Raw genomic sequence first — 23795 nt, forward strand, 5'->3', positions numbered from 1 at the left:
CTCCTTAAGATTTGGCGTTTACTTCATTTTAATGGATTCGGTGGGGATTATCTCCTCTTTTAGGTTATTTGAAAAAATATTAGAATATTCTCTTTTTAATAGATGGAAAGTTTTGAATTATGTATAATTATAGGTGATGGTAAGCTTGTTTCACGCCTTTGGTTTTGTATCCGCTTTCATCAAAAGACGGAGAAGTATGTAGGAAACTTTTTGAAAAGGATGATGACTGTGAAGGAGATTTTACAAAAAAGTTGGCCGGCTGATATAGCGAAAACGTTAGAATACCGTCTAGGAGAAAAATCTTTACATGAATATTTAAAAGAAAACGCAAGAAGGACTCCAGAAAAGGTGGCCTATTCTTTTTATGGCAAAGAGCTTACTTGGGAAGAAATGGATGAGGATGTCGACCGTTTTGCGGCTTTTTTAGCTGGGAAAGGCGTGGAAAAAGGGGATTGTGTAGGACTTTATTTGCAAAATTGTCCGCAATACATTATTGCGCACTATGCGATTCAGCGTTTAGGGGGCATTGTTGTTCCATTAAATCCGATGTACAAAGAAGCTGAACTTGTGTATTTGCTGAATGAAGCTAAATTGAAGGGTGTTGTTTCTGGACAGGAACTCTACGGCCAACTTCACGCAGCAGCGAAAAAGACCCCTTCAGTGGAGTTCGTTGTCACGACCAATTACGCAGACTATTTGCCATGTCAAGCAACGCTACCATTACCGGAAGAGTTGAAAATGGAGAAAGTGTTGATTGCAGAAGCTGTTGATTTTATTGAAGCAATTAAAACGAATGAGCCTTTTTCAGGGAAGGTCGACATTGATCTCAAGAATGATATCGGGCTCATGGTGTTTACTTCAGGAACGACGGGTCGACCAAAAGCAGCGATGCTCCCTTATATTAGTGCGTTGTTTAAGACGGCAGCAACTGTTCAAGCCAATCAGGTTCAAGAGTATGACCGGTCGCTAGCTGTGGCACCGTTATGTCATATTGCGGGAATGGTCATGGGCGTCAATACGCCGGTTTATAGTGGATGCACAAGTGTGCTTCTGACAAGATTTGACCCTGGTGCTGCAATTGAAGCCATTGAAAAATATCAGGTAACCGTATGGTATAGCGTGGCACCGATGAATGTAGCGATTTTACATACCCCAGGAATCGAGAAGCGAAACTTAACGTCTTTACGTCGAAATATGGCCACGAGCTTTGGCATTCCTGTAACGGAGCAATTAGCACAACAATGGAAATCCTTGACGAATGGATGTTTAATGTATGAGGCTGCATATGGCCTTAGTGAAACCCATACTTGTGATACTTTTATGCCCGCAGATAAGATCAAATGGGGAAGCTGCGGAATTCCGACCTTTGAAACAGAAGTGAAAATTCTTGAAATGGAAAGCGGGGAGCTTCTTCCGTACAATGAAAAAGGCGAAATTGTGCTAAAAAATCCAGGTGTGTTTAAAGGCTATTTGAATCGTCCAGATGCGACTGCCGAAACACTACGGGACGGCTGGGTTCATACAGGTGATATCGGGAGCATCGATGAGGATGGCTATTTATTTTTCCATGGCCGGTTAAAAGAAATGATTAAATGCTCTGGGTACAGTGTGTTCCCAGAGGATGTTGAAGCGTTGTTGAATGTGCATCCTGCGATTTTACAAAGTGCCGCGATCGGTGTACCAGATCCAGTTCGTGGAGAAAGTGTCAAAGCGTTTGTTGTCTTGAAACCAGATCAAAAAGGCAAAGTGACCGAAGCAGAAATCATCGAGTGGGCCAAGGAAAAAATGGCCGCCTATAAATATCCAAGGGTGATTGAGTTTATCGATCAACTACCGGCAACAAGTTCTGGAAAGGTGTTGCGGAGACTTTTGAAAGAAAAATAGTAATAGTTTTTTAGGTTGGAATAAGCCATTATTTTGTATGCCTGACCCAGGGGGTGTTTTCTTGTGCACCAGGGGTCAGGTTATTTGTTGTTAAGAATCTTTAAAATTGAGGTTATCAATAATCCTATGCGTTGTTTGCATCCATCTCCAGCGCCCAGTGACCAGTGTACTTAGCTAGATGGGCGCTTGCTTTTCGCATTTGTTCTTTTCTCCTCCTAAAGATGTAGAAAAAGTTGACGCTTTTTTACGAGGAAGAATATGTCAAAACCATATAAGCTAAAAGCATAAAGGAATGAAGCATAAAGGGGAGATTCTAAATGAATTCAATGAAAGAGAAAGTTGTGATGATCACAGGAGCATCAAAAGGATTAGGGCGGGCATTGGCCATCGCGTTTGCAAAGGAAGGTGCGCGCTTGGCGATATGTGCGAGGACAGCAGCAGAAATACTCAAGGTAAAAACAGAGCTGGAATCTTTAGGCGGTGAAGTCCTAGCGGTCAGTGCTGATATCTCACTGCAACGAGATGTTGAACGGTTTGTTGCAATGACAGAGGAAGCTTATGGGCGAATACATGTGTTAATCAATAATGCCTCCATGTTGGGACCAAGTCCGATGCCGTTACTGCTTGATTATCCAGCTGAAGATTATGCTGAGGTGTTGCGTGTGAATGCGGTTTCACCATTTTTATTGTCAAGAAGAGTGCTTCCAGGAATGCTCCAGCGAAACGAGGGCTCAATCATTAATGTTACTTCTGAAGCCGGTCATACTGGATATGCAGGATGGGGAGCATATGGGATTTCTAAGTTTGCCGTTGAAGGCTTAACTCAGACATGGGCAGATGAGTTAAGTGAGACGAACATTCGCATCAATATGGTGGACCCAGGTGAAATGGATACAGAAATGCATGCTTTAGCTGTCCCGGATTGTGACTATCCATTGGCTAAACCTGAGGATGTAATTGATGTGTTCCTTTACTTGGCATCAGAAACTTCAACTGGAATTAACGGACAGCGATTTGAAGCACAAGGTTTTAAGGAGGTGAAAAAAGATGACAGCAGCAACTGCGTTTGAGTTTGACCTACCGAATGAATTAAACGCTACCCATCCTCCTGAACGGCGAGGGATACGACGTGATCATGTGAGAATGATGGTTCTCGATAAAACAACTGGGAATGTTGCTCACAACCATTTCAATGAACTTGCAGAGTTTCTTCGACCAGATGATTTGGTGATATTAAATAATAGCCGAACGCTTCCGGGAATTCTCACTGCAAATCTGGAAAGAGAAGGGATTGTTATTACAGCGGAGATTGAAGTACGTTTGGCACGACGAATCGGAGACGCAGTATGGGAGGCCTTGATTATTTCGGACTCGATAAAAGTAGGTGATAGTCTCCTTTTTTCACCGGAATTAGAAGCCATTGTGACTGGTGAAAACGGGAAAACTCCCATCAAAACGATTGAGTTTTCTCAAAAAGGCATTGAGCTTTTGAACAGCATCTATGCACTCGGAGAACCCGTGCGTTACGAATATATCCACGAGGCTTGGGATTTGGATTATTACCAAACCGTCTTCGCTAGCCAGCCAGGATCCGTGGAAATGCCATCAGCAGGAAGAGCCTTCAGCTGGGAGCTCTTGTTTAAGCTGCAACGCAAAGGTGTCCAGCTTGATTTTATCCAACTTCATACTGGGTTGAGTTATCTGCTCGATGATGACTATGACCATTCTCCTGAAGATAATTATGAGGAGTATACGGTTTCAACGTCGACATTGGAAAGGATTCGACAGACAAAAGCCAGGGGTGGAAGAGTTATTGCCGTGGGGACAACGGTCGTTCGAGCGTTGGAGAGTGCTTCCAAAACAGGGACGCTTTCAGGTTGGACGAATTTATATATTCATCGTGAAGTTCCCTTACAACTAGTCGATGGGATTGTAACAGGTTTTCATGAACCAAAAGCAAGTCATCTTGATATGCTTACTGCTTTTATTAAAGAAGAGTTTCTATTTGCAGCTTATCATCAGGCAATTCAGCATCAGTATTTATGGCATGAATTTGGCGATATGAATCTAATTTTATAGGGATGTCCACTATGCGATTTCATCATTATGCTATAGAAGTGAAGGATATGGAGGCTTCCATTCTTTTCTACCAAAACTATCTGGGGTTTAAAATTGAGCAAACACTTCAATTCATGGGAGAAGAGATTGTTTTTCTAAGCTTAGTGGATCTTAAACTTGAATTATATTTGAAACAAGATAAAGCTAGCCATACTCAAGGAATTCACCTATGCTTTGAGGTAGAGGATATTAACGAAATAATGAAGGATTTACCAATTCTAGAAGGTCCTTGTCAGCTAGAGAATGGTTGGAAAACTGTGTTTGTTGAAGGGCCAAATCATGAAGTGCTTGAATTTTTGCAAATACATTCAGAGTAAATAAGTAGTGTTGATGCTGCCTATCTTAATTTAAGGAAAGGCAGCTGATTTTTCGAGAAGCGCAACTACTTGCATCTTCTTTTTAAAAGCGTCTATCATAAAGGATAAGAGACTTGAGCGTTGAAAGGATGAAAGGGATGTTAAAAAAACTACCACCCGGTCAATTTGAGACGGAAAAGTGGCCAATTCTCCATGTTGGAGATATCTATGAGTTTGATGAAGAAACATGGGATTTTCAGCTGTTTGGCGATGTGAAGGAAGTCGTAACATTAACCTATCAAGATTTCATGAAGTTACCGAAATGTGTTCAGACGGTGAATATGCACTGTGTTACAACATGGTCAAAATTTGGGACGACCTTTAAGGGAATTCCGTTACGTGAGTTGATTAAGCTTGTGGATTTAGAGGATGATGTTAAATATGTTCAAATCTACGGCTATTATGAAGGTGATCGCTTCGGCTATTGTGCCAATATGCCGCTGGATGCTCTTTTAGGCGATGATTCATTATTTGTGTACCGCTGGAAGGATGAACACCATGATTGGCAGGACCTTGACCCTAAGCATGGCTATCCTGTTCGCTTTATTCCACCTGAGAGCTTTTATTTGTGGAAAGGAACAAAATGGGCATCCGGCATTCGCTTTATGAGAGATGATGAAGCTGGATTCTGGGAGGAATTGGGTTACTCGATGACTGCTAATCCTTTTAAAGAAGAACGATATCGATAGTTCAACGCATTCCTTGGATAAAGCTTAAGTTTAATGCTAGCAAATTTAATCCTAGTACTAGTATGATTAATTTCAGTACTAGGATTAAGTTTCGTTTAACTAGGATTATAAGCATCTAAATGCATACCTCAAACCCAAACACTCGCACACAATAATTCTTCCTCTGTTCATTCTTATGCAGATTATAGATCTCACCGACACTCATGTTTTCTTCAACCTTATCTTTTCTCGCATGTATCATATATTCTACTTCCAATAGATTCATATCCATATCAATCACCTCCTTTGTTATCTATGAAAAGGATAATACACTTGGTATAACATTCCATTAAACGGATGGATGATTCTCTCTACACCTGTTGGTGGATTTTTAGATTACAACCAAAGTCTTAAATAGCCTCCATCATTTTGGTGAAGTCGATTTACGCTAAACACGATATAATGGAAAAAGAATCAGGATACGGAGGGAACTGTATGTACGAGAACGCAAGATATAAGGAAATAGCGGTCTTGAAAGAAATTGCAGAGTTATTAAATGAAGGAACAGAAACGAAGACTGTGCTGGCAGAAGTGTTATCGAAGTTGCTTCATGTCACTGGACTACATACAGGGTGGATCTTTCTCATTGATGAAAAAGGAAGTCATCAACTGGTTGCGCATGAATCCCTACCGCCCGCTTTGGCAAATAACAATCATCGTCGTATGTGTAACGGGGATTGCTGGTGTGTGAACCGCTACTATAATCGGAAATTGACCAAGGCAACGAATATTATTGAATGTAAACGAATTGAGGAAGCCATTGAAGAAAAGGCCGGAGCAACGTTTGACTTAACTCATCATGCCACCGTGCCACTCAGGGCTGGAGACGAAAGGTTTGGACTGTTAAATGTCGGTTCTCCAAACAAGACTCATTTTCAGCAAGAGGAACTGGACTTACTTGAGGCCATTGCCTTCCAAATCGGAACGGCCCTGAAACGAATAAAATTAACACAACGAGAACAGGAAATGGTGCTTATTGCCGAGAGGAATCGTTTAGCAAGGGATTTACATGATTCCGTCAACCAGTTGTTATTCTCGCTTAGCTTAACAGCAAGAGCCGGTATCGAAATGTCGGAAGCGAATGATGTCAAACAAACGTTTAGTTATCTTCAAGATATGGCTCAAGAGGCACTGGGGGAAATGAAGGCATTGATTTGGCAAATGAAACCACAGGGATTGGAAAATGGAATTGCTAGTGCGATAACAGGGTATGCTGAAATGCTTGGTCTAGAGATTGAAACGAAGGTAACAGGAATTGTTTGTTTACCAGGGAAAGTGGAGGAAGCGTTATGGCGAATTGGCCAGGAAGCTCTAGCTAATTGTAAAAAACATGCGGAGACAAAGGAAGTCTTACTTACTTTTACTGGAAGCAAAGAATCTGTCATCATGAGCATCGAGGATAACGGCTGTGGTTTTCACTATGACAATAATCTTGAAATCCCATCATTAGGATTGAAAAGCATGAAAGCTCGGACGGATGCTTTGAATGGAACATTTTTTTTAACGAGTACTCCGGGGATTGGGACAAAAATCGAAATACATATTCCGATATAGGGGGGAGAAACAATGGGGATTTCCGTGTTGATTGCTGATGACCATCATGTAGTCCGAAGGGGGCTTGCCTTTTTCCTTCGTACGCAACAGGATATAGTAATCATAGGGGAGGCAGAGAATGGGCAGGAAGCTGTTAATCTTGCAAAATCGTTAAAGCCAGATGTTATTTTAATGGACCTGGTGATGCCGGAAATGGATGGCATTGAAGCGACAAAACATATTAAAGTAGCACATCCCGACATCAAAGTTATCATTCTGACTAGTTTTTCTGATCAAGATCATGTCATTCCTGCGCTTGAGGCCGGAGCTTCTGGCTATCAATTGAAAGATATTCAGCCAGATGATTTGGTCAACTGTATAAAAAAAGTGATGGACGGTGAAAGTCAACTGCATCCTAAAGCTACTTCACAGTTGCTTGCTAACTTGTCAACAAAAGGTAATCAGGGAAAAAATCGGGTCGAGGAGTTAACGAAGCGTGAGCTAGAGGTTCTTCAGGAGATTGCTCGGGGAAAAAGCAACAAGGAAATCGCCAGTTCTTTGTTTATTACCGAAAAAACGGTAAAAACCCATGTGTCGAATCTATTGGCCAAGTTGGAACTAGCCGACCGTACCCAAGCGGCTCTTTACGCTGTGAAAAATAAGTTAGTAGAATAATGGATCGAAAGGCGTTTGAGGGTACCATACCTACATCGGGCGTCAGGCACCTGTTCATGTAATAAAATAACAATCGGAATTCGGATGGGAAATGAAGGAGTAGCAGCAATGAAAAAATTTCTATTTATGATAATGATGATAGTATCCTTGTTCATCACGGGTTGTGCTTCTAAAGCCACGGAGGGACTATCAGCGAAGGTTCTCTCGGTAACCGATGGTGACACGATTAAGGTACAATTAGGAAATGGTAGTGAAGAACGAGTCCGGATGACGCTAATCGATACTCCGGAAACGAAACATCCAAGAGTTGGAGTACAGCCGTTTGGGAAGGAAGCGTCTGAATACACGACCTCTCAATTGACAGGGAAGAATGTCGTTCTTGAGCTAGATGTTCAAGAAAGAGACCAATATGGCCGCATGCTGGCCTATGTTTGGGTAGGAGACACGCTTTTCAATGAAGTATTAATTCAGAAAGGCTTTGCAAGAGTGGCTGTTTTCCCACCAAATACGAAATATGTAGACCAATTCCGTAGCATCGAGGAACAAGCCAAAGTAGACGCTGTCGGAATCTGGAGTATTGAAAATTATGCTGAAGAAGATGGCTATAACACTGGGGCTACTGAGAAAGAAGACGTGGCGTCCCCTGCGAATACTGATTGTAACGGCCAAATAAAAGGGAATAAGAACTCGAACATCTATCATCTACCTAGTGGAGCCCACTATGATACCGTCAGCGAACAAAACATCGTTTGGTTCTGTAGCGAAGATGAAGCCAAAATTGCAGGATACCGAGCTGCGAAAAGGTAGTGGGTGGGACATAGGGAGTCAAAATGCACCTCAATTGTCGACAGTACTAACATTAAGAGAGTTTAACATTGTTACTTGGCTAATATAAAAGAACCTTTAATCCTTGGATTAAAGGTTTTTTTACTCAAAGGGTCAATCTTTTTTTCTTCAAAGCAAAAGCTTAAAAAAAATGCCATTCTGCATATTTTTTAATAGTTACTAACTACACTATGTGCTAATTACAAAACGAAATATATAGTCCTCGCTCGATGCTTGTGGTTTGTTCCTTGGTTCCAACACGTTTCAGACAGTTAAATGACGACAAGGTCACCTTGGAAATAAATGTATAGCTATTAGCTTTGCAGCAGTCGGGATGCTTGTGGATGCATATTTTAGAATCCTATTTACCGATTGCAAAATACAGCTCTTAAATTAGTCAAAAAAAGAAGCTCACCATAAATGATAAGCTCCTACTCCCGGCACTTCTCCGCCAATTCCTTTAATTCAAGATCATCTAATTTTAAGATTTCTGCTTCTGATATTCCTTTTTTTGCGTTTATGACCAATTCTTCTAGTTTAAAACGTTCTAATTCACTTAGGAAATAAGATTTCGTTATAAGCATATTGTTTACCTCGCTTAGTAAATTTACTTTGGTAATCCCAAAGTATAATAATGAATAGTAATTCATTTTTTTCTAAGTTTATTTTAATACAAGCAAAAGGGATTCGCAATCTTTTTGCTTTATTAGTCTGAATATTTAAAAACTAAATATTCATAAAATGAGTAATTATAAAGATAAACAACCAAATAGTGATAGAATAAGCTTGAACGAGAATTCCCTCAAGCCGTAAAGGGATATTTTATAATAAAGGGTGAAAGAACATGAAAATCATCGATTTACATTGTGATGCGTTATTAAAGCTTCAAGAGGCTAAAGGGGAATTGAGTTTTTTAGACGCCCCTGAACTCGATGCAAACAAGGAGAGATTGAAGTCTGGGGACGTTGCTGTGCAATGCTTTGCGATTTTTATCGACCCTGATATTAAACAAGAGCAGAAATTTGATGCTGCCCTTGGGCAAATAGATTTATTTTACCGAGAGGTGTTGGGGAATAATCCAGACATGGTCCATATTAAGGAGTGGAGCGACTTTGATGGCTTAGTGGGTGGCCAGATTGGAGCGATGCTCACGCTTGAGGGTGTTGATGCGATTGGGAATGATTTAAGCAAATTACATATTCTTTATCAGCTAGGTGTTCGTTCGGTCGGTCTTACTTGGAATAACGCAAACCTGGCTGCGGATGGAGCAGGGGAGCCTAGAGGGGCAGGGCTGACTCTTTTCGGTAAGGAAATTGTTGAGTTTAATAACGAACATCAAATTTTGACTGATGTCTCCCATTTATGTGAAAAGGCGTTCTGGGATGTTATGGAGACGGCGAGTTATCCAATCGCTAGCCATTCGAATGCTCGACATCTCTGCAATCATCCTCGGAACTTATATGGGAATCAAGCCCGAGCCCTCTTTCAAAGGAACGGGATGCTCCACGTTGTCTTTGCGCCACAATTCGTAACTGAAGATGCGAATGCCACTATTCAGGATGTTGTGAAGCATATTGATTATTTTTGTTCTTTAGGTGGAGAAAAGCACATTGGCTTGGGTTCTGACTTTGATGGAATTTCTTCGCACGTAAAAGGGCTTGAGCATGCGGGGAAATATCAGGACTTGATCAATGAGTTGCTAAAACATTTCTCTGAAGAGCAGGTCCGAGGCTTTGCTTTTCAGAACTTCTTGGATCACCGACCAACGAAGTATGTCGCTACTAGCTAAATGGTTTATAAAAAATTGTACTCAAAACTTTTGAGTGCCATTTTCTTTTGTGTAAAAATGGTAATAAATTCAATTTTAGCAAAAAATCTGGAATAGTTTAGCTATTAATTGGAAAAATAGGATGGTTCTACAAAAATGGAAAAGTAGGGCTTGAGTGGTGAGGGTCCGTTTCAATGATTAGCACTTTAAGAGGATGGGACAATGGACTCAATACTATTCTACATAAATAGGAAAAGGAAAATGTCGCCTAAAAGGAGGGCTTACAGATGAATGAAGAAAATGAAAATTTGAATGCCGGAGACGGACAAGATGAGAATAAAGAGACGTTAACAACGCGTCAGGGCCATCAAGTTTCAGATAATCAAAACATCCGTACCATTGGGAATCGTGGTCCGGCAACCCTCGAGAATTATCACTTTATTGAAAAAATCTCGCATTTTGATCGCGAAGAAGTACCTGAGCGTGTGGTACATGCACGAGGATCTGGAGCGTTTGGCTATTTTGAAACATATGGGAAAGTGGGCGATGAACCGGTAGAAAAGTATACGCGTGCAAAGGTATTTTCTGGGGCTGGGAAGAAAACTCCGTTAATGGTTCGTTTTTCAACAGTGGCAGGTGCAAAGGATTCGCCGGAAACTGCTCGTGATCCGCGCGGCTTCGCGGTAAAAATGTATACGGAGGATGGAAACTGGGATTTAGTTGGAAACAACCTGAAAATTTTCTTTATTCGTGATGCGATGAAGTTCCCTGATATGATTCATGCATTTAAAGCCGATCCAGCTTCAAATGTTTCACATCCACAACGTATGTTTGATTTTGTTTCCCGTACACCAGAGGCTACACATATGATTACATTTCTCTTCTCTCCATGGGGAATTCCTGCTACATACCGTCATATGCAGGGTTCGGGTGTAAACACGTATAAATGGGTGAATGCCAAGGGCGAGGCTGTGTTGGTTAAATACCACTGGGAGCCGAAGCAAGGGATTCGTAATTTGACTCAAGAAGAAGCTGACGAGATTCAAGCGAAGAACGTGGGTCATGCAACACAAGATTTATATGAAGCGATTGAACGAGGAGATTATCCAGAATGGGAGCTCTTTGTTCAAATCATGGAGGATGACTATCATCCGGAACTTGATTTTGATCCTCTCGATGATACAAAACTTTGGCCGGAGGATAAGTTCCCGTGGTTACCAGTGGGAAGGATGGTCCTAGATCGTAATCCAGACGATTTCCATGCGGAGATTGAGCAAGCTGCTTTCGGTACAGGGGTTTTAGTAGATGGAATGGACTTTTCAGATGATAAAATGTTGCAAGGACGTACCTTTTCTTACTCCGATACGCAGCGCTATCGTGTTGGTTCAAACTATCTGAAATTGCCGGTGAATGCGCCAAAAGCCCCTGTTCGTACAAACCAACAACGAGGCCAAATGGATACACGTGACCCGAAAGAATCCGGAAGTAATCCACATATTAACTATGAGCCGTCCATGCTCGGTGGTCTTAAGGAAGCAAATACAGAAGGACGTGCTCCGCATCAGCCAACGTATAATGCAGCAGCAATGAGTGCACCAATTGATCGGCCTAATAATTACGGTCAAGCTGGTCACACATATCGAAGCTTTGAGGATTGGGAGCGCGAGGAATTAATCAAAAACCTATCAGAAGCACTTGCTGTTTGTGACAAAAAAATCCAAGATGCTATGATTGAACATTTCACACAAGCAGATGAAGACTATGGTCGTCGTGTAAAGGAAGGCATTGAGATGAAAATGAAAGAAATAAAAGTGATGGGGACGGAACAACTTCCAGGTCGTGAAGCAGGGCAATCCAAATATGGAGAAGGTTCAATAGCTGCGAATGAAGCAGCTAAAGATGCTGTTAAGAAAAGCCACGAAGCTGATCCTTATTAATGATTAATGTTTTAGGCGGAGTCGGAAGGAAGAAATTAATGATTAGTCTTACAAAAAAACAGGCCAAGCCTGTTTTTTTGTTACCTCTTTACCCTGATTTTTGTTTGGTCGTCTCAGTTACCTTAGTAATTGAATTACGGAAAACCCATCTAAGAAAGGGTGGGACAGCAAAAAAGATAAAGAGAAGACGAAAAATCTGAAACGCTGTAACCATTGAAACATCAGCATTTGTTTCATGAGCAAGTATTCCCATTTGGTCCATCCCACCGGGTGCTAGGCTAAGGAAACTTGTCGAAATCGAAACTCCATAAAAGTGTACAAGCAGCAGACTTAATAGCATTGACCCAAAAATCAACACAATCCCACTTAAAACCGCAAGAACCATCATTTTCCCTTTTGCTTTTAGTCTATCTGGTTTTAACATAAGTCCTATATAAACACCAATCATCACTTGGGAGAAATCTAGTATATAGGTTGGTAGAGAGGGAGCATGTAAATCTGTAAGATTAAGAATAGTCGTACCTATAATCGGTCCTAGTAGGTAAGGAGTCGGCGCATTAACCTTTTGCCCGATAACGGACATCACGACACAGATGACTGCATAAATAATCGCATTGAGAAAAATTGGAGCGGACTGTGTTGGATTCATATTCACGAGGTTCGACAGGTTATTAACCTCTGAAAAAGGGCCAATCACTACTATAAAAGGAACGATAAACACAATCATCAATAAACGAGTTACTTGCAGAAAGCTAACGGTTGTAATGTCAATCCCTTTTGCTTCCTCCGCAAAAAGGATCATTTGCGATAAGCCTCCAGGAATACTTCCTGTAAGAATTGTCGGGTAATCAACACCTGTCCATCTAGAGATAAAATAAGCAATTGCCGCACAAAAACCAATTAAAGCAACAGTTAGAATGAGCATTGACGGCAATTTTGCACTAATTTCGATAAGAGCTTCCTTTGTTAGTGATAAACCAAAAGAGTACCCGATGATAAGCATTCCTGTATTCCTAATGCTGCTTGGCCAGTAGAGCTCTTTTTTTATAAATTTCGAGGTAAGCATCACCGCAGCGATTGGCCCTAACAGCCAGGGGACGGGAGCACCGATTGAAGTGAAAATTCCTCCACCAATCATAGCAGCAATGAAAGCCGTTAGGACAGGGGAGTGTTGGATTATGTAATGATGCCATATTTTCCTCATCTGAACCCTTCTTCTCAATAAAATACATGACATCTTTGATTTTACTACACATTTCATTCATTGAGAGCATTGAAATGGAAAATCTCTCATCACACGCGTAAAAGCAGTGGGTTAAAAGTTCCACTGCTTAAAATCAAGAAGCTTATTTCCAAAGCTTCCACCATTTTTTCGATGGATCCTTTGCAGCTGCTGCTTCGCGGTAGCTGACAACCATATTTTGAAAAATTTCATCCCGCTTATTAATCTCACTTCTAAATTGTTCTCTTTCTAATTTTAGTGTTTCAAGATAATATTCTCTATCCATAGCTAATTGCTCATTCATCGTGCTTAATTCCGTTGTCGTCATTTCATTATTTTTTGAAAGATATTCAGTAAGGATCTTAAATTCCTCGGAGGATTCATCGAATTTGGCTGCTAGAGTTCGAATCTCTTCGGAAGTCCCCTTTGAAACCTTCGAAAGGGCCTCCGTCAGCGAAGACATTTCTTTCGAAGTTCCTTTTGAAAGTTTCGCAACGGATTCCGAAAGGTGAGTTATATTTTTTGTGGTTCCTTTTGATAACTTCGATAAATTATCCTTTATCGCCGCCACTTCTTTCTTCGTTCCATTTGAAATCTTTGTAACGTTAGAAGTTAAATTGGATATCTCCTTCGAGGTTCCCTTCGAAAGCTTCGTAACGTCCTCCGAAATGGTCGACACCTTTTCTGCTGTCCCTAATGAGACCTCGGAAAGGGTTGCGAAGGATTCGGAGGTTTTCTCCGAAGATTCCGTAACATGCTGTGAAAGCTCGTTAAGGTCTGCTTTCATGCGTTCCTTTGACCGTTGAATGGATAGAGACAGGGCTTTGATGGTTTGCAGGGAATTAGTAGCGATGTCCTTTTTAACCTCTTCAACAATTTCGGTTCGAAGTTCATTGCGAATTTCACTTCGTACATCTTTTATTAAATCCTGTTTATAAGTTTCAAGCGCATTAAAAAAGCCCTCAACATCGAATTCTGGTGCCTGTTCAGCAGGTGGGGCTGCCTCCTGGACGGCAGGAAGAGTCGTTTCTATTGGTTCTTCCGCAACATCATTATCCGCAACCATACTCATATGTTTTTGCATAAGCTGACGAATCATATCCTTGCTCAGATTTTTACTGCGCATTTGCTTGATGTTATCTAAAAGCTCAATTTCTTTATCTGTATAAAATCTTGCTCCTTGTCTAGTTCGTGGAATCACGAGTAATCCGTCCAAGTCCTTTTCCCATTGACGGATGGTACCAGATGGAACATTGATTTTTTTAGAAACCTCTTTAATTGTGTACGCCTTCATAAATTGATTCATTTTTGCCAACCCTTTCTATATTTAAAATTTGTTCGTTGTAGAGATGGAACCAATTTTGTATGTAAATCAATTCAGCATGAGGGTGGTCGTTTTCCTGCTAGATGACAAAAGCTATCAAAAGAAGTGTGGATTCTTCAAAGGTTCGCAAAAACCAACAATTACACAGTGGTTTTGACAAAAACAAAAAGAAAGGCATACAAAAGATGAAATACTTGTTATAGAGGCAATTTCGGTTACACTAAACTTATTATGAAAACCATTTGGAGGGATACTGACTTGTCGGAGGCAAACATTAGAATTGAAAAGGACTTTCTTGGGGAAAAGAATGTACCAGCAGATGCATATTATGGAATTCAAACGCTTAGAGCAGTTGAAAATTTTCCTATCACAGGCTATCGCATTCATGGCGAGTTAATCAAAGCCTTAGCTTTGGTCAAAAAGGCAGCGGCTCTTGCGAATATGGAAGTAGGTAGGCTTTATAAAGGACTTGGGGAAGTCATTGTAAAAGCTGCTGATGAAATTATTGATGGGGAGTGGCACGATCAATTCATCGTGGATCCGATTCAAGGTGGCGCAGGAACGTCTATCAATATGAATGCAAACGAAGTCATTGCCAATCGTGCCTTGGAGATACTTGGGGAACAAAAAGGTGATTATTTTAAGTTAAGCCCTAATACTCATGTGAACATGGCGCAATCAACGAATGATGCCTTCCCAACAGCGATGCATATCTCAGTGCTATCACTTTTAGAACAACTGCTGGAAACGATGAGGGTAATGCACCAAGTGTTTGAGGATAAAGCGGAGGAATTTGATTCTTTTATAAAAATGGGCAGGACTCATTTGCAAGATGCCGTTCCGATTAGGCTAGGTCAGGAATTCAAAGCTTATAGCAGGGTGATAGCAAGAGATATCAAAAGGATAAAGAACACAAAAACCAGCTTATATGAGGTAAATATGGGAGCAACAGCAGTTGGTACCGGCTTAAATGCGAACCCGAAATATATCAAACGAGTGGTGGAACATCTTGCTGAAATAAGTGGGCTTCCGCTAGTGAATGCTGAACATCTTGTCGATGCAACGCAAAATACGGACGCTTACACGGAGGTATCGGCAGCTTTAAAAGTCTGCATGATGAATATGTCGAAAATCGCAAATGATTTACGATTAATGGCATCAGGTCCACGTGTTGGGTTTAATGAAATTTCTTTACCAGCCAGGCAGCCAGGATCATCGATTATGCCTGGCAAGGTGAATCCCGTCATGGCCGAGGTCATCAATCAAGTTGCTTTTCAAGTAATCGGCAATGATAACACGGTTTGTCTTGCTTCAGAGGCGGGTCAATTAGAATTAAATGTGATGGAGCCAGTGCTCATCTTTAATTTGATTCAGTCGATATCAATCATGAACAATGCATTCCAAGTGTTTACCGAGTACTGTGTTAAAGGGATTGAAGCAAATAAAGAAAAGTTGCAGCAAGATGTTGACCAGAGCGTCGGAATTATTACAGCCGTTAACCCTCATCTTGGATATGAAGTAGTTGCTAGAATTGCTAGAGAAGCGATCCTGACAGGCAAATCTGTTCGCGAGCTTTGTCTTGCTTACGATGTGCTGACAGAAGAAGAGCTGGATTTAATTTTGAACCCATACGAAATGACGAATCCAGGGATTGCGGCAGAAGAGCTTTTGAATAAGGACTAACAGATGTAGAAAAGCCACCTTTTTTCTAGTAAAAAGGTGGCTTTTTATGTTCGTACTTCAAAATATTCAATTCTGAAAATTCAGTTGACTAGTCCGTCCCTGCCCGGTATGCTATATCTATAATACATAATGTAAGCGTTTTAAAAGTAGGAGGGGACGTTAGATGAGTTATGGGAATCAGGTTCAGTTTAAAGTGTACAAGGAGCAGGAGCATGCGGTCGTACCGGTTTCTTATGAGGAGCTAGAAGCGGCTGCTAGGAAAAAGCTTGAAAATGCCCCTTATCATTATGTAGCGGCATCGGCTGGTGGGGAAGAAACAGCAAAAGCAAACAGAGATGGCTTTTATCAGTGGAAAATCATTCCACGCATGCTACGTGATACGACAAAAAGGGATTTAAGTGTTGAATTGTTCGGGCAAACGCTTCCGTACCCGGTTCTTTGTGCACCAGTGGGGGTTCAATCAATTGTCCATCCCGAAGGAGAAATTGCTTCTGCCCGTGCTGCTGCATCAATGGGTGTGCCATTTATCTCAAGCACTGCCTCTACCCATAGCCTTGAAAAAGTCGCAGCGGCCGCGGAGGATGGTTTAAAATGGTACCAACTGTATTGGAGTTCGGACCGCGAAATTGCTGCCTCAATGGTGCAAAGAGCTGAAAAAGCAGGCTACAAGGCGATTGTGATTACCCTCGATACACCAATGATGGCGTGGCGTGAGAAAGATATTGAAAATGCCTATCTCCCGTTTTTAATGGGACAAGGGATTGGAAATTACCTTGAAGACCCTGTGTTCTGCTCGCGACTTGCTAAACCACCGCAGGAAGACCTTGTTGGAGCGGTGACATACTGGTCGCGGGTGTTTGGGAATCCTGGTTTGACATGGGAAGACTTGCAGTTTATTAGAATGCAGACATCTCTTCCTATTTTATTAAAAGGAATTTTACATCCTGATGACGCAAAGCTTGCGTTGGAGCACGGAATGGATGGAATCATTGTCAGCAATCATGGTGGTCGGCAGGTAGATGGGGCGATTTCTACGATTGAGGCCTTACCTGAGATTTGTGAGGTCGTAAATGGTGAGATTCCAGTGTTGATGGATAGTGGCATTCGGAGGGGAGCGGATATTGTCAAGGCACTTGCACTTGGGGCAAAGGCGATTCTAGTTGGTAGACCGTATATTTATGGGCTTGCCCTTGCTGGAGATGCAGGTGTGAAGCAAGTACTGCGAAATCTGATTGCGGACTTGGATTTAACCATGGCCCTGTCCGGAAAAACATCAATCAAGGAGCTCGACAGATCTCTTTTAAAAAGAATGTAGTAGATTGTTAGAAGCGGAAGAGAGATGTTTGGTGATTTTAACCATCGATTAAAGGATTCAACTAATAAATGGCAGCCGTATTAATGACGGCTGCCATCGCCTAATCTAGTAAACCTAATGATTTTAACCCATTATATACGCCAGATTCGGTGACTGAAGTTGTTTTATGTTTTGCATATTGAAACAAATCTTCATGAGCATTACCCATCGCAAAGCCCTCTCCAACCGTACTTAGCATTTCTTTATCGTTCATGCCATCCCCAAAGGCAATTGCGCTCTCCTTTGAAATGTTGAGATGATTGAGCAAGAACTGAATGCTGACACCCTTATTAACTTTATCTCGAATCACGTCAAAGCAATTGCGCATTCCGTTCACATGCACTTGAGAAAAATGAATACCATCTTCAAGAGAGTATATAGTATCATCGTTTTCGCTATTTGTCATAATGGTAATCCCGAGAATATTTGCAATGCTTTCCTTCGTGAAGATTTCGTTGTTTTGCAAATCAAACGTCTCGATAAACTTCTTTACTCTAGGACCTTCCAAGGAAGTGAAGAAGTTTGTCGTATTCGAATATAAAACCACGTCATGGTTGTTTTGTGCTGCCACCTCAAGGATATATTCGACATTTTTAACGCTCATTGGTTCCGCAATAATTTTCTCGCCTTTGTACAGGGCCAGTGCTCCATTGTAGCCAATATACGATTGAATATTTAACTTATCGCCAAGAGCAGTAATTTCGTGGATGGGTCGGCCTGTGGCAAGTACAGTTTCGATTCCTTGCTCTTGTACTATATGGATGGCCCTTTTAGTCGAGTCTTCCAAGGTGTGGTCCGGACGAAGGATGGTCCCGTCAATATCAAGAAATAATACTTTGTAAGGTTTCATTATATTCTCCTTATGGGCATAGATTCTTTCCTTATTTTATCGTTAAGAGCAGTTTGACTCAAATCACGAGTTTATATGAGTGAAAGTCATTTATAAACATGCATGGACTTGATAAGTTGTATAATAAAAGAATCAATGCTTTTAAAGAGGTGAAAAAAAGATGGGAGCTGAACATATTTTTAACAAACTAAAAGGGAGAAACCCCAAAATTCTCGGCCAAGAGGATTTTTTTCGAGTTTCCGTCCTATTGCCACTCGTTGAAAAAGATGGGGAAACCCATGTTTTATTTGAGGTACGAGCAAGTCATATGCGGAGGCAACCGAATGAGGTTTGTTTTCCTGGTGGGAAATTGGATAAAAATGATCAGAGCGAAATGCATTGCGCTATCCGTGAAACAACGGAAGAGCTTGGTATCCAGGAGCAGGATATCACGGATGTAATTCCACTCGATTACTTGGTTTCCGCATTTGGAACGATTATTTACCCGTTTGTCGGTTTCATTGATGATTTGACGAAACTGCGCCCAAATCCAGATGAGGTGGGGAATGTTTTTACCGTACCACTTTCTTATCTTCAGCAAACAGAGCCCGACCGATATAAAATAAATTTCGAGGTTAAGCCCGAAGATGGGTTTCCTTTTAATCTAATTGTGGGTGGAGAGAATTATAATTGGCAAACAAGACATGTGGATGAACTCTTTTACACGTATGAGGGAAATGTAATTTGGGGGCTAACGGCAAGAATTTTAACTCATTTTCTTGAGTTAACCGAAAAAGAATAGCTTTTATATTCCACTTGAACGGGCAGATAAAATCCTCAGTTTCATGATTCTAAGTACAAAGAATTATGAAATTGGGGATTAGTCTTGTTTAGAGACACTATGTTTCTATAAAGGAATATTTTCTCGATAAAGTAATTCTTCAAATAAAAGAGAAAATTCTTGCATCTTTCACTTGAAACAGGGATAATGAAAAACAAACTTATAGCGGAGGATGAAAAATGAAAGTCGTTAAATTTGGAGGCTCTTCTTTAGCCTCCGGCCAGCAGGTAGAGAAAGTATTTAATATCGTTGTTTCAGACAAAAATCGAAAAGTAGTCGTGGTGTCTGCACCGGGGAAGAGGTATTCGGATGACATTAAAGTGACCGACCTTCTTATTGCCTGTGCCGAGCATGTACTTGAAACAGGGGATGGCGGCGAGTTCTTTGACGCGGTCATTCAAAGATATACTTCGATTGCGACTGAACTTGGCTTGGGCGAGGAAATTATCGAGATTATCACCGATGATCTGTCGAAGTTATTGGCTGATCGCTCAAAGAGTCAGGAGCGTTTTATGGAATCGATAAAAGCTAGTGGCGAAGACAATAATGCTAAGCTTATTGCTGCGTACTTCCAATCACAAGGGGTAGAAGCTCATTATGTGAACCCGAAGGATGCGGGGCTCCTAGTCAGTGATGAACCTGGACATGCACAGGTTTTACCGCAAACCTACGAAAATTTATATGAACTTCGGAATAAATCTGGTATTTTAGTGATTCCTGGATTCTTTGGTTACACGAAGGAAGGGGAAATTGTGACCTTCTCTCGAAGTGGATCTGATATCACAGGATCGATTTTAGCAAATGGCGTGAAAGCAGAAGTCTATGAAAATTTCACCGATGTTGACGCGGTTTGCTCGGTTAACCCAGGGATTGTGAACAATCCTAAGGAGATTAGAGAACTAACGTATCGTGAAATGCGTGAGCTTTCTTATGCAGGCTTTTCTGTTTTCCACGATGAAGCGCTTATGCCAGCTTTCCATGCAGGAATTCCGGTTCATGTTCGAAATACGAATAACCCATCTGCACAGGGCACACGCATTGTGAGCGAGCGACAGAATCAAAATGGCCCAGTTATTGGAATTGCCAGTGACAAAGGATTCTGTAGCATTTATGTAAGAAAATACTTAATGAACCGAGAAATTGGTTTTGGACGTAAGTTGCTCCAGATTTTAGAGGAATATGGACTTTCCTATGAGCATTTACCATCAGGGATTGATGATATCTCAATCATTCTACGTCAAGACCAGATGAATTTGGCGTTTGAAAAAGATATGTTGCAACGAATTAAATCGGAATTAGGAGCCGATGAGGTTAAAATTCAGCATAATCTCAGTTTGATTATGGTCGTTGGCGAAGGCATGCGCTGCAATATCGGGACGATGTCACGAGCGGCTAAAGCACTTTCCGATATCGGCGTTAATATTGAAATGATCAATCAAGGCTCCTCCGAGGTCAGTATGATGTTTGGAGTGAAGGAATCTGATGAAAAACGGGCGGTCCAAGCCCTATATAATGAATTCTTTGCTAGTGTCATTGCCTAGAAATTCATAAAAAAACACTGCTTCAGTTTCGATTGAGGCAGTGTTTTTTACGTAAATTATTTTTTATAGCGGATATACTCATAATGCTCGGTCGGCTCCTTCGTTACGATATCACCATTTTCATCATAAATAACCTCGTATTCTCGAAACGTTTCCACAACTTCTCCGTCTACTTCTTCTTGGCTAACGAGGAACATTTCTAAGACAGGGATATTCTGTTTTTGTAAGTCTGCCTCGGATTTGAAAGAACTCACCGTTACGGCGTTTTCCGATGGATTCTTGATGATTGCATTTAACGTTAACTGAATAACTCCTAATAATAAAATGACAAATAGTCCGTATGGAATGAGTTTCCGCACTTTCTCAGCCTCCTGTTTTTCTTTTCAACTACGAAAAGTCCTCTACTTAGACTATATGCTTGTACTTAGCTGTTATTACATTTTTGCCTAGAGTTTCAACTTTGTGAAATTCTCAATAGATATTTCTCGGGTAAGCGCATAAGGCGACACATTCCTGATAATTACGACCTGGAATCGTTGTTAAATGGCGAAATCAAGCAACACACGAAAAATCATTCTTATAAAAATAATTTCAGTTATAAAAATGCTATCGATAGCTAGATATTTGATAGCTATCTGATATATTTATGCTGTTGGAGAGATTTTCTTATTTCTAGGAGGCGTCAGAGATGCCTAACATTATTTAACTGACTAGTAACTATTCAGGTTATGTTTATTTTGAATATATAGGGAAAGCGCACATTTTTCATTTTCTTTAAACAAAATGGTATCCATTCAGGCAAAGATGTTTTATAATGATGTTCGATGTTTTCACTATGTTTAACTTACTTTATATGCTTGGGGGGATTCCGGTATGAAAATGAGGGTTTCTGCAGTCCAATATCATCTTCATACAATTAAGTCGTTTGAAGAATTTGCAGCCCAATGTGAACATTATATAAAAACAGCACAAGAGTACGGGTCCGAGTTTGTCCTTTTTCCAGAGTTTTTTACAACTCAACTGCTCTCAATTGGCAGTGAGCATGAAACTAGTTTGACAATCAATGAATTACCAGGGTTTACGGATCAATATTTAGATCTATTTCAAACCTTTGCGATAAAAACTGGCATGCACATTATTGGCGGCACACACATCATTTCTCGTAATGGGAAACTTTACAATGTAGCTCATTTATTCTATCCAAATGGACGGATTGAGGAGCAGGCAAAGCTTCATATCACTCCTAGCGAGATTCAAGAGTGGAATATGTCTGCTGGCGATGATTTTAGAGTGTTTGATACGGAAAAGGGCAGAATCGCGTTGCTGACCTGCTATGATATCGAGTTTCCGGAAATAGTCCGCATGGCCAAGGCAAAAGGAGCAAATGTGATTTTCTGTCCATCTTGTACCGATGAACGCCATGGGTTCCATCGTGTCCGCTATACGAGTCATGCCCGCGCGATTGAGAATCAGGTCTACGTTGTCTTAACCGGTACTGTTGGGAGCTTGCCAACAGTAGATTTTATGCGTGCGAATTTCGGGCAGGCAGCGGTTATTACTCCAAACGACATTCCGTTCCCTCCTAAAGGCTTAATGGTCGAAGGGGAACTGAATAACGATATGGTCGTTACAGCTGATCTGGACCTTAATCTTTTATACGAAGTACGTGAACGAGGGTCTGTCACAACCTGGCGTGATCGCCGCACCGATTTATATACCGATTGGGAAGAGGTTGAGAGAGCGAAGCAAAGTAAAATTGCTTGGAATGATTAGTAGACTAGAATTAAGCTTTTAAGCGAATCTGAATATTGATTGACTAGAGGACCAACTTTTGTTGGTCCTTTTATTGTGGAGTGAATTTTTATTGTGAAAAAATCGGTCTGTTGGGATAGAAAGAGGGTCACTTGAGGATAAACCGCCTGTCGCGTCACAAGAAAGTGTCATAAGGTTTTGAGAACGTTTGTCACTGACCAATGCTTGTGCATTTCATTTTTGGGGCAAGCTAAAGTTTGCTATACTAAAGTTTCACCTAAATATATTTGGTCCTTAATAGGAATTGAAAGGAGTAGTTTCAATGCAAGACTTAAAAGGCAAAACTGCTATTATCACTGGAGCAGGGCGAGGGATTGGCCGTGCAGCCGCTATTGCCCTTGCCAAAGAGGGCGTAAACATCGGTCTCCTTGGAAGGACGTTATCGAATCTAGAAAAAGTAACGGATGAACTTGAGCAGTTTGGTGTCAATGTATCAGGTGCTGCAGCTGATGTGGCTAATATGGAATCTGTTCAGCATGCTGTCGAGCATATTAAATCCGAGCTTGGACCTATCGATATTTTAATTAATAATGCAGGAATTGCTAAGTTTGGCGGGTTTCTTGAGCTAGAGCCCAAAGAATGGGAGCAGATCATTCAAGTAAACCTAATGGGTACATACTATGTAACGCGAGCGGTTCTTCCTGAGATGATTGAGAGAAAGACAGGTGATATCATCAACGTCTCTTCCACTGCAGGACAGAAGGGAGCACCGGTGACAAGTGCCTATAGTGCTTCGAAATTCGGTGTTCTGGGACTTACTGAATCACTATTGATGGAAGTACGCAAGCATAACATTCGAGTCACGGCGTTAACACCAAGCACGGTGGCAACCGATCTTGCTGTCGAAAATAATCTCGTAGGCGAGAATACCGAGCGAGTCATGCAAGCAGAAGACCTCTCAGAAATGATTGTTGCTCAATTAAAACTACATCCGCGTGTGTTTGTTAAATCGGTTGGACTATGGTCGACAAATCCATAAATTTAGATGACTGTCATGCATTTCGCGTGACAGTTTTTTCTTTTGTAAAGGCTCTTTTCTCAAACTTTGTTGCTTTGGAGGTCAAAAACATTTGTTTAAGCTCATTTCTGACCAGAAAAGAAACTTTAATTATGAGAAAAGAGCTTGCAAACCTTATTTAAAACCTCTTAACTAGCTGTCCTTACGCTAAAATCGGCTCTTGGATTTTAGCAACAATCTTTACAAAAACAGCCTTTGTAAATAACTATATTTGCAAAAGAAAATAGGGTCATTTTTTATAGGATTTACTAGTAATAGAATGAAAGGCTGGACTGCCGGTTTATTGATAATGTACTCCAGTTATGTCCAATGCGCTATCAATTAAGAAAATCTGTTTATGCCCTTAC

22 protein-coding genes are annotated in these 23795 nt (G+C 41.0%); 16 read left to right on the forward strand and 6 right to left on the reverse strand.

Annotated features, from left to right (window positions below; genetic code table 11):
* The first annotated feature begins 222 nt into the window (after positions 1-222).
* The 5 genes from LG336_RS13255 (at position 223) to LG336_RS13275 (ending at position 5047) form a co-directional block, all read left to right on the forward strand.
* Positions 223-1884 (forward strand): AMP-binding protein, encoded by a 1662-nt coding sequence (locus LG336_RS13255; RefSeq protein ID WP_404333158.1) that lies wholly within the window; start codon positions 223-225, stop codon positions 1882-1884.
* A 326-nt stretch (positions 1885-2210) separates the two neighbouring features.
* Positions 2211-2954, forward strand: coding sequence for an SDR family NAD(P)-dependent oxidoreductase (locus tag LG336_RS13260; protein WP_404333159.1), 744 nt, complete (start codon positions 2211-2213; stop codon positions 2952-2954).
* On the forward strand, positions 2932-3963 hold the full coding sequence (locus LG336_RS13265; RefSeq protein ID WP_404332971.1) for an S-adenosylmethionine:tRNA ribosyltransferase-isomerase: 1032 nt from the start codon (positions 2932-2934) through the stop codon (positions 3961-3963). The genes LG336_RS13260 and LG336_RS13265 overlap by 23 nt, the downstream gene beginning before the upstream one ends.
* A gap of 11 nt (positions 3964-3974) precedes the next feature.
* On the forward strand, positions 3975-4319 hold the full coding sequence (locus tag LG336_RS13270; RefSeq protein WP_404332972.1) for a VOC family protein: 345 nt from the start codon (positions 3975-3977) through the stop codon (positions 4317-4319).
* A 137-nt stretch (positions 4320-4456) separates the two neighbouring features.
* Complete coding sequence (locus LG336_RS13275) at positions 4457-5047, forward strand: molybdopterin-dependent oxidoreductase (RefSeq protein ID WP_404332973.1); 591 nt, start codon at positions 4457-4459, stop codon at positions 5045-5047.
* Positions 5048-5162: 115 nt separating this feature from the next.
* On the opposite strand, the gene LG336_RS13280 is transcribed toward LG336_RS13275, so the two are convergent.
* Positions 5163-5318 carry a hypothetical protein gene (locus LG336_RS13280; RefSeq protein WP_404332974.1) on the reverse strand — a complete coding sequence of 52 codons (156 nt, stop codon included), beginning with the start codon at positions 5316-5318 and terminating at the stop codon, positions 5163-5165.
* Positions 5319-5521: 203 nt separating this feature from the next.
* On the opposite strand from LG336_RS13280, the gene LG336_RS13285 reads away from it, so the two are divergent.
* From LG336_RS13285 to LG336_RS13295, 3 genes are all read left to right on the forward strand, one after another.
* Positions 5522-6640, forward strand: coding sequence for a GAF domain-containing sensor histidine kinase (locus LG336_RS13285; protein WP_404332975.1), 1119 nt, complete (start codon positions 5522-5524; stop codon positions 6638-6640).
* Positions 6641-6652: 12 nt separating this feature from the next.
* Positions 6653-7294: a response regulator gene (locus LG336_RS13290; RefSeq protein ID WP_404332976.1), complete on the forward strand. Its 642-nt coding sequence runs from the start codon at positions 6653-6655 to the stop codon at positions 7292-7294.
* Between the two features lie 108 nt (positions 7295-7402).
* On the forward strand, positions 7403-8101 hold the full coding sequence (locus tag LG336_RS13295) for a thermonuclease family protein (RefSeq protein ID WP_404332977.1): 699 nt from the start codon (positions 7403-7405) through the stop codon (positions 8099-8101).
* A 449-nt stretch (positions 8102-8550) separates the two neighbouring features.
* On the opposite strand, the gene LG336_RS13300 is transcribed toward LG336_RS13295, so the two are convergent.
* The gene (locus LG336_RS13300) at positions 8551-8703 is read right to left on the reverse strand and encodes a hypothetical protein (protein ID WP_404332978.1); all 153 of its coding nucleotides are present in this window, start codon (positions 8701-8703) and stop codon (positions 8551-8553) included.
* Positions 8704-8963: 260 nt separating this feature from the next.
* On the opposite strand from LG336_RS13300, the gene LG336_RS13305 reads away from it, so the two are divergent.
* Both LG336_RS13305 and LG336_RS13310 read left to right on the forward strand, forming a co-directional pair.
* Positions 8964-9908, forward strand: a complete 945-nt coding sequence (locus LG336_RS13305; protein ID WP_404332979.1) for a dipeptidase — start codon at positions 8964-8966, stop codon at positions 9906-9908.
* A 266-nt stretch (positions 9909-10174) separates the two neighbouring features.
* Positions 10175-11824 (forward strand): catalase, encoded by a 1650-nt coding sequence (locus LG336_RS13310; protein WP_404332980.1) that lies wholly within the window; start codon positions 10175-10177, stop codon positions 11822-11824.
* Between the two features lie 88 nt (positions 11825-11912).
* On the opposite strand, the gene LG336_RS13315 is transcribed toward LG336_RS13310, so the two are convergent.
* Both LG336_RS13315 and LG336_RS13320 read right to left on the reverse strand, forming a co-directional pair.
* Positions 11913-13028, reverse strand: coding sequence for an AbrB family transcriptional regulator (locus LG336_RS13315; protein WP_404332981.1), 1116 nt, complete (start codon positions 13026-13028; stop codon positions 11913-11915).
* A gap of 142 nt (positions 13029-13170) precedes the next feature.
* Positions 13171-14352 (reverse strand): MerR family transcriptional regulator, encoded by a 1182-nt coding sequence (locus tag LG336_RS13320; protein WP_404332982.1) that lies wholly within the window; start codon positions 14350-14352, stop codon positions 13171-13173.
* Between the two features lie 276 nt (positions 14353-14628).
* On the opposite strand from LG336_RS13320, the gene aspA reads away from it, so the two are divergent.
* Both aspA and LG336_RS13330 read left to right on the forward strand, forming a co-directional pair.
* A complete protein-coding gene (gene aspA / locus LG336_RS13325) occupies positions 14629-16053 on the forward strand; it encodes an aspartate ammonia-lyase (protein WP_404332983.1) in 1425 nt (474 codons plus the stop codon).
* Positions 16054-16216: 163 nt separating this feature from the next.
* Positions 16217-17368 (forward strand): lactate 2-monooxygenase, encoded by a 1152-nt coding sequence (locus tag LG336_RS13330; RefSeq protein ID WP_404332984.1) that lies wholly within the window; start codon positions 16217-16219, stop codon positions 17366-17368.
* Between the two features lie 100 nt (positions 17369-17468).
* Here LG336_RS13330 and LG336_RS13335 read toward each other — a convergent pair whose 3' ends face one another.
* On the reverse strand, positions 17469-18257 hold the full coding sequence (locus tag LG336_RS13335) for an HAD family hydrolase (RefSeq protein WP_404332985.1): 789 nt from the start codon (positions 18255-18257) through the stop codon (positions 17469-17471).
* A 160-nt stretch (positions 18258-18417) separates the two neighbouring features.
* Between LG336_RS13335 and LG336_RS13340 the strand changes: the two genes are divergently transcribed.
* Both LG336_RS13340 and LG336_RS13345 read left to right on the forward strand, forming a co-directional pair.
* Positions 18418-19038, forward strand: a complete 621-nt coding sequence (locus LG336_RS13340) for an NUDIX hydrolase (protein ID WP_404332986.1) — start codon at positions 18418-18420, stop codon at positions 19036-19038.
* Positions 19039-19256: 218 nt separating this feature from the next.
* Positions 19257-20618 (forward strand): aspartate kinase, encoded by a 1362-nt coding sequence (locus LG336_RS13345; RefSeq protein WP_404332987.1) that lies wholly within the window; start codon positions 19257-19259, stop codon positions 20616-20618.
* A gap of 56 nt (positions 20619-20674) precedes the next feature.
* On the opposite strand, the gene LG336_RS13350 is transcribed toward LG336_RS13345, so the two are convergent.
* Positions 20675-20977 carry a hypothetical protein gene (locus tag LG336_RS13350; RefSeq protein ID WP_404332988.1) on the reverse strand — a complete coding sequence of 101 codons (303 nt, stop codon included), beginning with the start codon at positions 20975-20977 and terminating at the stop codon, positions 20675-20677.
* A gap of 514 nt (positions 20978-21491) precedes the next feature.
* Here LG336_RS13350 and LG336_RS13355 point away from each other — a divergent pair.
* Both LG336_RS13355 and LG336_RS13360 read left to right on the forward strand, forming a co-directional pair.
* Positions 21492-22391, forward strand: a complete 900-nt coding sequence (locus LG336_RS13355) for a carbon-nitrogen hydrolase family protein (protein ID WP_404332989.1) — start codon at positions 21492-21494, stop codon at positions 22389-22391.
* Positions 22392-22692: 301 nt separating this feature from the next.
* The gene (locus LG336_RS13360) at positions 22693-23409 is read left to right on the forward strand and encodes a 3-ketoacyl-ACP reductase (protein WP_404332990.1); all 717 of its coding nucleotides are present in this window, start codon (positions 22693-22695) and stop codon (positions 23407-23409) included.
* The last annotated feature ends 386 nt before the right edge of the window (positions 23410-23795 follow it).

Origin of the sequence: Mesobacillus maritimus (genome assembly GCF_044803185.1) — a bacterium.
Classification (GTDB): Bacteria; Bacillota; Bacilli; order Bacillales; family Cytobacillaceae; genus Mesobacillus_B; species Mesobacillus_B maritimus_B.